This is a genomic window from Fibrobacter sp. UWR4, assembly GCF_003149045.1.
Taxonomy (GTDB): Bacteria; Fibrobacterota; Fibrobacteria; order Fibrobacterales; family Fibrobacteraceae; genus Fibrobacter.
On record NZ_QGDU01000001.1, the window covers coordinates 1 to 12,335 of the forward strand.

Genomic DNA, 12,335 nt, shown 5'->3' on the forward strand with positions numbered 1-12,335 from the left:
TGTAGATGTAAAGATAGCCTACGAATGGGAATCGGAATCGAGAGAATCATCTAGCAAGGCTGCCTAAATGCTTCCACACATGTTGATGATGCCTCATAAGTATATTTGTGATTGAAGAGTTGTTGCATGTTTAGAGAATTTAATTTCGTAAAGACGGTTGTCTTCGCTTTGGTTGCACTTGCTTGCGTAGGCATGTGGGGTTGTTGGAGAGAAGATGTCGAAGATGTGTCTTGGCCTCGTTTGATTGGCTATTCAGGTGATTCTCTTGCTGTGTATGTGGTTGAAAAAAAGGAGGAGACCTGCGAACATAAGCCTCTTGGCGCGGATTGTTCTACCCGGGAAAAAGGAACTCGAATTGTTGTGAACAATTTCTACACAGGGGAAAATGTTTGGAAAAGCAGCAAAATTGACGATAAGTACGTTGTAGATGTCTATGACTTGGTTGACGATTCTACGATTGTGGAGTTCAATAAGAAGAATAGCAAGTTTTATAAATGGACTCTAGGTAAAGGGTACGAAAAATTAGGCGCTTTTCTGTGGTCTGGATGCTATGCAAACGAGAATGTTAAGGCCATTCGTCCGTGGGGTGAAGGAAAATGGCGACTTGTGGGTGGAAATGCTGAATGTGCGTATGCTATTGTTGATGTTGAGAATAAAGAAATTACTGGATTTAAAAAGCTGGATGAATTTGCAGAAGGCTGTTCTGATTTGTGGATGCACGAAGGTGTTAAGTATTGTGTAGGATTACTTGAGAAGGATACTATTATTTCTTACTATGAAAGATCTTTGGCTGGATACTTTTTTAGGACTGAACTTGGCGTAACAGATTCTTTGTGGAATACGGAAATAGATTGTTTGCCTTTAAACTATGCTCCTGGTATAGTTTATAAAAATTCCTTTTTGTATGCTGGCAATTATTTGTTCTCTGTAAATTATGAAAAGCGTAAGTTGAATTGCTTGCCAAAGGAGTGATAAAATGAGAAGAACCAATGGAGGTTCTCTCGATACAACTTGGCGCTTATTCATGGAGAATATGCGCTAAAAAAGAGACCTCGGTTCTTGCGAGTCGAGGTCTTTTAAGTTTTGATGCTAGATTTCCGCCTTCGCGGGAATGACGTCCAGTGAGGGACTCTCGCGATTTTTAGCGCTTTCTTAAAAGCATTTGCGCGACCTTCGACCGCGCCAATGGCTTTCGAAAACTAGCGCTTTCTTGCAGCCATTTCTTTCTTCAGGATATCCATGACGGGGCCGATTTCGGCGGGAGCCTTGAAGATGGGGTTGGCGTACTTGCTCTGGATGCCTTCAAGCTTCTGTTCGTGGTAGCCCACCTTGAATTCGGTGAACTTCAGGCCGTGAGCTGTGCTGATGACCACCACGTCTTCGTCCTTGTCGATCTTGCCTGCAGCGCAGAGCTTTTCAAGAGCGCCAAGGGCCACGCCGGTGTGGGGGCAGCAGTAGAGACCGATGCGGTCGCCGCGGTGTGCTGCATTTGCCAGTTCTTCTTCAGAGACGCTGACCACCATGCCGTTGGTCTTCTGGATAGCGCGAACTGCCTTGGGGTAGCTGACGGGGTTGCCGATCTGGATTGCAGAAGCGAGAGTCTTCTTGGCCTGCATGGGAACCAGCTGGTCGAAGCCGCGTTCGTAGGCCTGGTAGAAGGGGTTGGCGTTTTCGGCCTGGGCTACGATAATGCGGGGAATGCGGTCGATGAGGCCCATGGCCTTGCAGTCTTCGAAACCCTTGGCGAGAGCGGAAACGTTACCCAGGTTGCCGCCCGGAATAATCACGGTGTCGGGAACCTTCCAGCCCAGTTCCTGGCAAATTTCCGGAGAGATGGTCTTCTGACCTTCCACGCGGAGGCTGTTCATGGAGTTGGCGAGATAAATGCGGTTGTCCTTGGTGACTTCCTGAACGATCTTCATGCAACCGTCGAAGTCGGTGTCCAAGGCGAGAACGATGCTGCCGTTGGAGATGGGCTGGATCAGCTGAGCAACGCTGGTCTTGCCGGCGGGCAGGAACACGATAGAGGGAATGCCTGCCTTGGCGCAGTAAGCGGAAAGGGCTGCAGAAGTATCACCGGTAGAAGCGCAAGCGACGGCGTCAATCGGGTGAATGTTCTTCTTGATGATGTGGTTCACCTGGCTTACCAGAACGGTCATGCCCAGGTCCTTGAAGGAACCGGTGTGGGAGTTGCCGCAAAGCTTAACCTTGAGGCTCTTGATGCCCAGTTCCTTGGCGATGGGGGCTGCGTCAAACAGGGGGCTCCAGCCTTCGCGCATGGTGACGATGTCTTCCACCGGCATGTCGGGGAGAACCATTTCGCGCTTGCTCCAGATACCGCTCTGGTCAGCCGGTTCAAAGCTCATGCGGCGTTCGGCAAAAAGCTTCTTCCATTCTTCGGGGCTGCGTTCGGCCAGGGCCTTGCGGTCGTGTTCCACTTCCAAAAGGCTATTGTCTACCTTGGAACGGTAAATGACGTCGGTTACCGGGTAGGTATCGTCGCCGTTGATGTTTCTAAAATGAGCGTTAAACTTGGTCATAGTTTCCTCTAAAATTTTTACGGCGTAAAGTTAGAAAAAAGTGAAACGCAAATGGATGCGCTAATCTTGAATTGAGTCTATTATGAAATCACGGTAAGAAACACGAATGTCATGTTGTTAGATTAGTCTAATTTACTTGCTTAAATAACGAAAATAAGGTGTTTTCAAGTAATTTGGTTGTGTTAAACTTTCTATATTAGTGCCGGAAATTTTACAAAAAAGACTCGGGAGTTCTGAGTGAAGAAGAAAAAATTAGGTTTTTTGCTTGTATTGATGTCTCTGTTGACGTCTTGCTTGTTTGAGACGAGTGAGACCGGCATGGATAGCTGGGCCGATTCTAAAGGGATCCCCTCGAGCTACAAGGTTCATGCGGTTACTGTTAGCGATTTGAAGGCTTCCTCTGCAGAAGTCTTCCTGGATACGACTCCAAGGGCTTCTGATACCCGTATTCTTTTGGGAACAGCTTCGAATTTGAAGCATGAACTGGCTATGGACTTCGCGATAAAGGTGGATACCACTTTCATCAAGAAGATGAACGCATCTGATTCCTCCGGAGCTTATCTGTCCTTCAATTTGTTGAAGTCCCTTTATCGTGACAAGCGTTACCCTTCAGATTCCTTGGATGTTGATGAAGAGCTGGATTTGACTTTGAGCTGGAAGATTGAAACGAGTTCCAAGAAAAAATTTGCGGATAGTCTAAGTGAAGTGACGGATTCCATGTGGTATGCTTCATTGGCGGATTGGGAAGACGCATCTTCTGCCGATACGACCTTTAGCATTTCTCTCTCTAATTTTGCTGCAAGAAAGGATTCCACCGTATTTATTGAATTGCCGAATGCGTTACTATCGGAACTGAGGGAGCTGAAGCGATTCTCCCGTGTCCAGCTGAAGCTTTCCTTGCCTAATGCCACAAGGGCTTACCGTTTCTACGGTGAAGATACGGATTATCCGCCTTATTTGAATTTCTGGCGTAAAAATGTGGATAGCGATTCCATTTACTATTCTAGAAGAATTCCCAGTCGTTTAGCAGACGTGATTGCCAACGAGGAAGATTGCAAGGAATGCCTGGTTCTCCATGGTGGTGTTTTTGACTCTCTGGTGGTGGAACTTCCTCCTGAACCCATCCTGAAGGCCCTGTCTGATTTTTACGGTGATGATTTCCCTGTGACGGAAGATGAAAAGTTTGACGTTCGTCAGTACGTGATTCTGGCTCAGCTGACGATGGCTCGTGATGATTCCAAGGGTAATCAGGAATTTGGACTGCCTATTCAGGTTGTGGTCGGCTCTTATGTTGACAGTGTTGGTAAGGCTGTCCGCAAGATGGAAAATTACCGACTGAATGATAGCCTGATTGTTCAGGAAGGTCATCCCAATTTGATTTTCCATGATGGAGATTCCCTGTCCGTTCAGCTGACTTATGGCTTACGTGACTTTATCAATCGTGCCCGTGATGGCCGTAGCGTGAAATTTATGATGCGTATTGGTTATCCGTTCCTGCAGGAAAAGATGACTTCCTATCAGGATACGATTGTCGAAATTAAGGGCGAAGATGGAAAGACTTCCTACGATACCATTCCTAGGTTCCTGCCTCATTTCGACTATGCTCGATATGATTTCTCCTCGATTCTGGAAAATTCCATGACGCTTAAGATTTGGGTTGCATCCAAGAGAAGCAAGGAGGAGGACTAATGATGAAGAAAATTTTAAGTGCTCTTGCCGTTGTTTCTGGTCTGTCTTTCGGTTCTACCATTGGCCTAGACGCTCTAGGCGAAGAACATGTTCTTGGTGGAACGGCTTCTGCTGCAGGCCGAGGCTTTTCCGGTAATGCAAAGACTGGGGATGCAGAAGGTCTTTCCGTGCTGAACCCGGCTCGTCTTGCTTTTGATAAGAAAGTGGTGTTTAACTTGAACTTCCTTATTGAAACTGATCTGGCGTCCGATGATGGTGAAGATTTTGCTACTGCTAGTGTGTCCCTGCCTTCATTTAACCTGTCCTTCCCGATGGGTGACTTTGGCGCAATGGGTCTTTCCCTGTGGCAACACTACGCATCCTCCATTAATGATGAGTCCGATAGCGAATCCAAGATGAAGGTGGAATATGCGGGTAGTGTTTATGAACTTGTCCCCACATACGCAATTCGCTTGCCGGTTTTGAGGTCTTTCTCTTTGGGTGTATCCGGCCATTATGTCTTGGGAAGCAACTATCGATCCATTTCCTTGCGGAGGAATACTTCCGAATTGGACTCCATTGATGTATGGGGTGCCGCGGATTATACCCTTTCGGATTATGTAAGCGGTACTTGGGAGATTAAGGATCATCCCATGTACTATACCGCAGCCCTTCAGTATCGCGGTAAGAACGCTTCCTATTATTTCTCCTATACAACGGGCTATACTTTAAAGAATGACTTGAAGTACGATCTTCGCATCAGTGAACTGGATTCTCTGGAGACCACTCGCGAAACTCGTCTGATTGATATTCCTGCCATGTTTGCAACTGGTGTTAACTATCGCTTCAACAAGAAGCATAATGTGATGCTTGATTTGAATTGGCGCTCCTGGGATAGCGATGTGGAAAACATTGCAGGAAGCTGGGAAATGCCCGGTGTTACCAAGACTCAGAGTGACTTTATGGTATCTCTGGGCTACCAGTGTGATGGTAGCGGATTGTTCTACGATCCGTACTGGAAACAGATTAACTATCGTACCGGTGCCTGGTATAGGAATTGGTATATCGAGGATGTTTATGAAGTCGGCGGCTCTATTGGTGCTGGATTCCCCTTGGGTCGTAAGGGAACGACCGTGGATGTGGCTCTACAGGGTGGCATGAGATTTGCTGATACGAATCAGGAATGGGATGAAGCGTTCTTCGCCATCCGTATCGGTCTCACAGGGATTGGTTCCTGGGGCCAACGTCGATAGGATTAGGATTTTTTAAGGAGGCTGAAAATGGCAGCTAAGAAAGAAACTGAAATAAAAGAAAAGAAGGTAGCCGCAGTCGCTAAGGGTACGACTAAGGCTGCTGTAAAGGCAAAGCCTGCTGTAGCAGAAAAACCTGCTAAGGAAGTGAAGGCTAAGGCTGAAAAGGTGGAGAAGGCTCCTGCTAAGGCTAAGGCCGCCGCAAAGTCCGCTCCTAAGGCCGCTGCAGCAAAGGTTGCTGAACCTGCTGAAAAGAAGCCTGCAGCAAAGAAAACTGCTGCAAAGACTGCAACCAAGGCTCCTGCCAAGGCAAAGTCCGCAGCAAAGACCTCCACTAAGGCTGCTGCAGCAAAGGCAACTCCTAAGGCTAAGGAAGCGGAAGTCAAGGTTTCTACCGAAGAAACCATTTCCGCTCTTGCACAGTCCTTCGATGCAGAATACTTGGTTCTTATGCAGAAGGATCCTAACTGGATGCATGCCTTCTGGGAAGTTTCTGAAAATCGCATTAAGCAGGCTAAGAAGGGCAAGAAGAAGTTGGTGCTTCGCTTGTTCGATATTGCATCTGACTTGACTGTTCAGCGCAACAAGAAAAAGCAGAAGTTCCGCGATATTGAAGTTCCTGCAGATGCTCGTAGCTGGTATGTGGAAAATACGGCTGGTCAGGCAGTGGTTGCTGTACTCGGTTCCGTTCAGGGTAAGAGCTTTGAACCCATTGTGGAATCTTCTCCTGTAGCAGTGTTTGACAAGAATGCCGCAGCTCCTGCAGCCGATGACGCTTTTGCAAAGGCTTCCCTGGGTGGGAACACTCTGGGCAACTTCATGAGCTCTGGCTTTACCAGCCAGACAGCTGAATCCTGGCTCAACAGCCTGGGTGGAAACTTTGGTAGCTCTTCTGAATCCATGTTCTCTGGCGCTCTCTCCAGTGCAGCCCTCCAGGCTCTCGGTAGCAACGCTATTGAAACAGCAAAGGATTCCGTCAACTATGGTAAGGATTTCTTCCTGTGGGTTAAGACCCGCCTCATCGTGTACGGTGGCACTCGTCCGGATGCCCATCTCCAGGTTCGTGGTGAAGATTTCCCGCTGAATCCGGATGGTACCTTCAGCTTTGAAGAAGACCTGCCGGATGTCACTAAGGTGATTCCCGTCTTTGCTACTGATAAGGACGGTGATTTCCCCACTACTATCGTACCTATCGTAGTAAAGCGCACTGAGTAAGCTAACTGTATGACCGCACCTGGTAAGATCCTTTTCCTGTTGCACGCACATCTGCCGTATGTGCATCATCCTGAACATAACCGGTTCTTTGAAGAGAACTGGTTATTTGAGGCTATTGCGGAAACCTACCTGCCATTGGTGCAGGCTATGCGTCGTCTGCTGGAAAAGGGTGTGCCGGGCGTTTTCAATTTAAGCGTTTCCGCGCCTCTCATTGAAATGCTGTCTGATGAAGGTCTCCAGAAAAAGTTTTCGGAGCATTTGCGTTATCAGATGTCCTTGATTGAGAAGGAAGTTCGTCAGAATGAAGGAAAACCTCAAGAATCACTTTCCAGATTCTATCTGGATCGTCAGAAAACTTTGATTGATACATGGGAACACAGAATCAATCATGACCTTCTTGGGGAATTCCTTGCACTTGAGAAAGCTGGCAAGCTAAATCTTCTTACCTGTGTGGGAACACATCCGTTCCTTCCTGCATACCAGAGCGATCCTGATTCTATCCGTATGCAGCTGGATGTAACGGTTCGTTGCTTTGAACGTGCTTTCGGCCGTAAACCCAAGGGAGTGTGGCTTCCTGAGTGCGGCTATTTTAACGGGTTAGACAAGTATCTGGCAGAATTTGGCCTCACGTATTTCTTCCTGGAAACTCATGGGGTCTTGCTAGCCAATCCTACTCCTAAGTATGGAGTCTTTACTCCTATGCGAACCAAACAGGGCTTGTTCTGCATGGGACGAGAACAGAAAAGCTCCATGGAAGTCTGGAGCCGCCGTACTGGTTATCCGGGCCATCCTGAATACCGTGAATTCTTTAAGGATATTTCCCAGGAACGTCCTAGGGATTATTTAGGCGAGTACTTCTTCTCTGGAGATACTCCCATCGATTCTGGTTTTAAGTATTACCGAATTACGGGCAGTGAGAATAAGGAACTGTATCGTCCTTGGAATGCCATGCGCCTGGCAAATGACCACGCCCACTTATTTGTGGTGAATCGTGAAGCCACGATTTCGGAATTGTTGGTTAAAATGGAAGGCAACAAGGCATGCGTGCTTTGTCCTTACGATGCAGAACTTTTTGGCCACTGGTGGTTTGAAGGCCCCTTGTTCCTTGAATCCCTTCTGGAACGTGCAGCCTCCTCAACGGTCCTTGAGTTTGCCGGTGCCGACGAAGTAATGACAGCTTCTGCGGATTCTGAAACTCATGAACCTGCGTTCTCTAGCTGGGGTGAAGGCGGTTTCGGTTCTGTGTGGATTAATGGTGAAACGGATCAGTATTATCCGCAGTCTTACCGTCTGCGTGCTATGATTCAGCATCTGAAATCTGTGAAGGACCGTATGGATCCATCCCTCAAGTCGGCAACATTGATGACTCGCTATATTAAGCAGATGGAACGTGAACTGATGCTGTTCCAGTCTTCTGACTGGGCTTTCATGATCCATAATCATTCTGCTGAAGGTTATGCAAAGCGTCGCCTCGATGACCATTACCATAATGGCCATGCCTTGTTTGCTGAAGCTTGCAAGTCCATCTTGAAAAATTCAGACAAGCCTAGTGCCAACTCAATTCTTCCGGAATTGGAAAAGAACAACAGTATCTTTAGCTGGCTTTAAAGCGTTTTTTAAGCTTAGTAAATCACGATAAAATCTTTGGTCTTTCCGCTGCTACCTGCTCTGAAACGGTAGACTCCGGGGACCATTAATTTTTTTACCTGACTCTCATCCATACAGAACGTTTGGGTGTTATAGCGTTCGCGGGTAATTAAATCTCCGCGTCGATTTCGGATTTCAATAAATTTCTTTGATTGGGGAAGAGGGGTGAAGCAAAGATCTCCACCTCTCCATGGTGTCGGATAAGCCCTAAGAGTTGGATCTGTTGGAACTGTGGGGAGAATGCTGTCATTCATTCTACTGAAAACCCAGATAATGGAATCCACGGAAGGATCCCTGTTCCAAACTTTATGAATGAAGTCTACGGCGTTTGTGGATTTAATGGGAAATATTTCTGATTTATTGGACTTGTATGCAATTGCACTGGCCCTGCCTTTGAAAAGACTCATATCAGGATATCCGCCATTATAGAAGTTGTAGGCATGCATATCTACTTGTGGCAAAAATGAATCCGTTTGGCTTTCGATAAAGGTGTGCTTGAATTCTGGCCAGCGATTTGCATCGGTGCTAATCCATAGGGAGGAATCCAGAAGAGAAGAACGTTTTCCTGCGAAGGATAGTTTTGTCACGAAATCATGGTAGAGACTATCTGCTGAAAGCTTGTTCTTTTGTGAATATTCTTGAAGCATTCGCCAAAAAGATTCGTTCGGTTCTTTTGAAAAACTTTCCCAGATGAATTTATCTGCATTCTTGGCTACATGGTTGTATAAATACAGGAAGAAAATACCTGCGCCATAATCTTCAAGCATTTGGTCTAGAGGGGTGCCTACAACCTTGGACATGGTGGGAAGATAGGTGAAGTAGTCGTCAATATCAGGAACGGAAACTTCTTCAACGCCAGAAGCGGATGCTTCAAACCAGAAGGTCCAATATTTGGACAAATCCAGATAGCGCAGCTGCACTGCATGATAAAGTTCGTGGACGGCTGTTACCCGAATCCCGTTTTCCCACCGATCTGCGTAGGAGTAGCCAAATGCGTCGTTTTGCAGTTCCTGGTCGGCGATGTCATAAATGCATTTTTTGCCATTGACGTTTAATGTGTCCAGGGTGCTTCTATAACTGGGTGAATAACGGAAGTCGTTGTCTATGACAAGCGTGGTTCTTCCTTTGGAATAGTCCTCGGAAATGGTTACGCCATAGCAACCATGACAAGAACCGCCCAGGTACAAGTCCGTTGCCCTCATCAAATCGACATCGATCACTTCAACTGGATAAAGTCCTTCAGAAACTTCCATGCGATAATGAAAGGAAGTGTCGTTCCCTAAGGGTGGTAACATTCCCATTTTGGATGTGTGGAACTGGTAGGCGTATTCGACGGCTTTTGCCAGGGTGTCCACGAATGCTTCTGTAGTCTGATGGGGGCCTGTCAGGGTGTAGAATATCTGGAAGTGGTTTGTTTTCTGGGTAAGAACAGTGTCGTAGTAATCCGAAGAGGGGCAGGGGGTGTATGCTCTTTTGGCAACAGGCTTTTTAGAAACGAATTTGTTATCGCGGGCAGCGTGTAACTGTTGAATCGCGTGTGCTGTTCCGCAGGTTCGCGCAGAAACTTCCCCTACCCAAAAGAGGATGGTTAATGCAATTGCCAAAAGAGACAATTCATTTTTTAAAGACATCTCTAACCTCCTAAGATCCCTTCTTCCCTCAAGATCTTGCGAGCTCTTTCCTTGATTTCTTCAGGAAGGGTCAATGCCTTCTGGTGGTGAGGCTTTACTCGGGCGTCAATAATGAGGGGTGCCTCTGCAGTCCAGTGCTTGTTCGTTACTTGCTCGTTAAAGCCAAAGATGTCCTGGGCTGGATCGGAGCGGGTGAAGGTAAGCCAGAGAAAATCATTCAGGTTGTCTCCCTTGAGGGTGTCGTCTAGAACCGGCCTGCTGTCAATGAGAGATACAAGAGGATAGTTGTCCTTAAATTTCCATTGGGCGATGGCGCCTGCAAGTTTTTCCATCAGGGCTTTGCGTTCGTCGGCATTAAATGAGGGACCTTCCACGACAAGTACGCCTGCCATAGGTATGTATACCTTGGGAGTGTTGTTGCCCACTTTGAATTCTTCGGGAAGCTGCAAAGACTGAAGGTCTGTTACATCCTGTCGTAAATTGCGACGCTTGATGCCTGCGGCAGCCATGACCAGCTTGGAACCGTGATTCAGGCTACTGCCGGAATAATCCAGCGTGTCGATGGTTGTCGCCGTCTGGAAATGAAGATCCCGCTTGAAATCAATACGTTCCAGGATGTGTGCGAAAAATCCGGGTACGTCATTTACGTCGATTTTCTTGCCCGTTTCTATTTCGTCTTCCTTGGCGGCAATCAGCAGGTACTTGCTGAGACTTGCCTGGTTGAATCCGAGAAGTGCGTTAGCAGTCTTCAGGAGCTCCATAGGCTCGCGATCCTCGGGCTTTGCGTAGGGCAGAAAACGTTCGCTAGCAAGAGCTAGACAGAGGGGATGAACGCCTGCGGGATCTACTGCGTGAACAGCATGTAATCCCGGGATGGACGCTGGAACCATGGGCTTGGTAACCTGATGGATGAAACTCCCGAACAGGGTATCTTCCTGAGGAGGGCGTCCTACAACCGTAAAAGGATAGATGGCGTTCTTCTTGCAAAGAACTTTTTCGATCCGCATATACGGAAAGTTGTGCTTGTCGGAATAGTAGCCAATGTGATCGCCGAATGGGCCTTCCGGTTTCAGCTCCGGACCCACTTCACCCAGAATGCAGAAATCCGCATCGCTGGAAACAAGATATCCATTGTGGATAAAGTAATTGAACCTGCGGCCGCCCAGCATTCCTGCGAATACTAGTTCGGAAAGATTCTCGGGCATAGGCATCACTGCCGCTACGGTATGAGATGGAGGACCGCCAATAAAGACACTGACTTTCAGGGGGCGGCCTTCTTCAATAGCCTTCCGATGATGCCTTGCGATGTCGCGCTTGATCTGGTAATGGAGCCCGCATTCCTTGCCCTGCTGGTAGCTATTGCCGGACATCTGGACTCGGTACATGCCCACGTTGGTAGTCATGATGCTCGCCTTTTCACTCGGGCGTGTTGCCACCTGAGGAAGCGTTACAAAGGCTCCGCCATCCATAGGCCAGCTTTTCAGCTGCGGTAAATCCTGCAGGCTACATTCCTGAAAATCCCTGATGGAACCGCTTTTGCGGGGCAGAGAACAGATGCCTGCCTTGGCGGCGGTCAACAGTTTAAGCGGATTGGGATGCTTGAAAAATTCAACAGGATTGGACTTGAAGAGAACCGCTGTCTGGGTGCTCTTCATGCTTTTACGGAACAAAAACTTTAAACGATCTTCACTTCCAAAAATATTGCAAGCGGCACGGAAGGGGCTTCCCTTTACCTTCTCGAACAAGAGTGCTGGCCCATTTGCCTCAAAGACCTGGCGTGCAATCTCCGCCATCTCCAGATTGGGATCCACCTCTTGGTGGACGCGCTTCAGCATACCTGCTTTTTCTAAGTCCAGCAGTGCCTGTTCAAGGGTGTTGTACATGGTTTAACCGGCGGTAGCGGCGTTATCCAATGCTTCGAAGCTTTGAGTCTGCTTCTTGGATTCTACTGCCAGGATGATTTCTCGTGCGGCCTTTCTGCCGGCAATCGCATAAACGATGCCTGCCTTGTCCATCAGGTTTGCAAATTCGCTTTCGGTGAATTCGCTAAAGCCCTGGAAAGAGAACGTGTCGTTACAGGCTGTCAGATTGCCTTCGGAAGAGAACTGGTGGGTTGCGTTAAAGCCGCGGAAAGGCCCTTTATCCAGACGGACGGTGACCTTGTTCTCGCTAGATGCGGCAATAATGCCTGTCCAGGAAATTTTTTTGAATCCGGCTACTACGGTGTACTTAACGATTTCACCTGCATCCAAGGACTTAGGAAGCGTGTAGTAGACAATGGGATCTTTTACCATGGTCAAGCTCATGGGTGCAAAACGGAGCGTCTCCAGCACGTTTGCCAGAGAGTATTCCTGCCATGAAGTTTGACTGAACTGTACCATATG

9 protein-coding genes are annotated in these 12,335 nt (G+C 47.6%); 5 read left to right on the forward strand and 4 right to left on the reverse strand.

Annotated features, from left to right (window positions below; genetic code table 11):
• The first annotated feature begins 126 nt into the window (after window positions 1–126).
• Window positions 127–972 carry a hypothetical protein gene (locus BGX12_RS00005; RefSeq protein ID WP_109734049.1) on the forward strand — a complete coding sequence of 282 codons (846 nt, stop codon included), beginning with the start codon at window positions 127–129 and terminating at the stop codon, window positions 970–972.
• Between the two features lie 227 nt (window positions 973–1,199).
• Here the strand turns inward: BGX12_RS00005 and thrC are convergent, their stop codons facing one another.
• The gene (gene thrC / locus BGX12_RS00010) at window positions 1,200–2,540 is read right to left on the reverse strand and encodes a threonine synthase (RefSeq protein WP_109734050.1); all 1,341 of its coding nucleotides are present in this window, start codon (window positions 2,538–2,540) and stop codon (window positions 1,200–1,202) included.
• 318 nt (window positions 2,541–2,858) lie between these two features.
• On the opposite strand from thrC, the gene BGX12_RS00015 reads away from it, so the two are divergent.
• The 4 genes from BGX12_RS00015 to BGX12_RS00030 are packed head-to-tail and all read left to right on the forward strand — an operon-like array spanning window position 2,859 to window position 8,281.
• Window positions 2,859–4,229, forward strand: a complete 1,371-nt coding sequence (locus BGX12_RS00015; RefSeq protein WP_109734051.1) for a hypothetical protein — start codon at window positions 2,859–2,861, stop codon at window positions 4,227–4,229.
• On the forward strand, window positions 4,229–5,461 hold the full coding sequence (locus BGX12_RS00020) for a hypothetical protein (protein WP_233246188.1): 1,233 nt from the start codon (window positions 4,229–4,231) through the stop codon (window positions 5,459–5,461). Before BGX12_RS00015 ends, BGX12_RS00020 begins: the two co-directional genes overlap by 1 nt.
• Window positions 5,462–5,488: 27 nt before the next feature.
• On the forward strand, window positions 5,489–6,673 hold the full coding sequence (locus tag BGX12_RS00025; RefSeq protein WP_109734052.1) for a DUF4912 domain-containing protein: 1,185 nt from the start codon (window positions 5,489–5,491) through the stop codon (window positions 6,671–6,673).
• Window positions 6,674–6,682: 9 nt separating this feature from the next.
• Window positions 6,683–8,281 carry a glycoside hydrolase family 57 protein gene (locus BGX12_RS00030; protein ID WP_109734053.1) on the forward strand — a complete coding sequence of 533 codons (1,599 nt, stop codon included), beginning with the start codon at window positions 6,683–6,685 and terminating at the stop codon, window positions 8,279–8,281.
• Between the two features lie 14 nt (window positions 8,282–8,295).
• Here the strand turns inward: BGX12_RS00030 and BGX12_RS00035 are convergent, their stop codons facing one another.
• Genes BGX12_RS00035 through BGX12_RS00045 form a run of 3 tightly spaced genes read right to left on the reverse strand, consistent with a single transcriptional unit; the run spans window position 8,296 to window position 12,332 of the window.
• Window positions 8,296–9,951, reverse strand: a complete 1,656-nt coding sequence (locus tag BGX12_RS00035; protein ID WP_109734054.1) for a hypothetical protein — start codon at window positions 9,949–9,951, stop codon at window positions 8,296–8,298.
• A gap of 2 nt (window positions 9,952–9,953) precedes the next feature.
• Window positions 9,954–11,834: a UbiD family decarboxylase gene (locus tag BGX12_RS00040; RefSeq protein ID WP_109734055.1), complete on the reverse strand. Its 1,881-nt coding sequence runs from the start codon at window positions 11,832–11,834 to the stop codon at window positions 9,954–9,956.
• A gap of 3 nt (window positions 11,835–11,837) precedes the next feature.
• Window positions 11,838–12,332: a hypothetical protein gene (locus BGX12_RS00045; RefSeq protein WP_111361534.1), complete on the reverse strand. Its 495-nt coding sequence runs from the start codon at window positions 12,330–12,332 to the stop codon at window positions 11,838–11,840.
• Window positions 12,333–12,335: the final 3 nt, after the last annotated feature.

Bases quoted from the DNA above. Each gene is read 5' to 3' on its own strand.
- BGX12_RS00005 (WP_109734049.1), top strand. From the start codon at position 127: ATGTTTAGAGAATTTAATTTCGTAAAGACGGTTGTCTTCGCTTTGGTT.
- thrC (WP_109734050.1), bottom strand. From the start codon at position 2,540: ATGACCAAGTTTAACGCTCATTTTAGAAACATCAACGGCGACGATACC.
- BGX12_RS00015 (WP_109734051.1), top strand. From the start codon at position 2,859: ATGGATAGCTGGGCCGATTCTAAAGGGATCCCCTCGAGCTACAAGGTT.
- BGX12_RS00020 (WP_233246188.1), top strand. From the start codon at position 4,229: ATGATGAAGAAAATTTTAAGTGCTCTTGCCGTTGTTTCTGGTCTGTCT.
- BGX12_RS00025 (WP_109734052.1), top strand. From the start codon at position 5,489: ATGGCAGCTAAGAAAGAAACTGAAATAAAAGAAAAGAAGGTAGCCGCA.
- BGX12_RS00030 (WP_109734053.1), top strand. From the start codon at position 6,683: ATGACCGCACCTGGTAAGATCCTTTTCCTGTTGCACGCACATCTGCCG.
- BGX12_RS00035 (WP_109734054.1), bottom strand. From the start codon at position 9,951: ATGTCTTTAAAAAATGAATTGTCTCTTTTGGCAATTGCATTAACCATC.
- BGX12_RS00040 (WP_109734055.1), bottom strand. From the start codon at position 11,834: ATGTACAACACCCTTGAACAGGCACTGCTGGACTTAGAAAAAGCAGGT.
- BGX12_RS00045 (WP_111361534.1), bottom strand. From the start codon at position 12,332: ATGGTACAGTTCAGTCAAACTTCATGGCAGGAATACTCTCTGGCAAAC.